This window comes from Neobacillus niacini (genome assembly GCF_023715415.1).
Taxonomy (GTDB): domain Bacteria; phylum Bacillota; class Bacilli; order Bacillales; family Cytobacillaceae; genus Neobacillus; species Neobacillus niacini_C.
The window spans coordinates 1-227 of record NZ_JAMBOB010000110.1 but is presented as its reverse complement, the minus strand read 5'-3'; the positions used below and the strand labels follow the sequence as shown (position 1 = coordinate 227).

The window sequence follows — 227 nt, the reverse complement described above, 5'->3', positions numbered from 1 at the left end:
TCGCTGCGGCTCCGTCTCTTCAACTTAACCTTGCATGTAATCGTAACTCGCCGGTTCATTCTACAAAAGGCACGCTATCACCCATTAACGGGCTCTAACTACTTGTAGGCACACGGTTTCAGGATCTGTTTCACTCCCCTTCCGGGGTGCTTTTCACCTTTCCCTCACGGTACTGGTTCACTATCGGTCACTAGGGAGTATTTAGCCTTGGGAGATGGTCCTCCCAG

The 227-nt window shown here is 51.1% G+C and carries 1 rRNA gene; it reads right to left on the bottom strand.

The window, feature by feature from the left end:
- Positions 1–227 (bottom strand): 23S ribosomal RNA (locus tag M3189_RS26795); the annotation flags it as partial.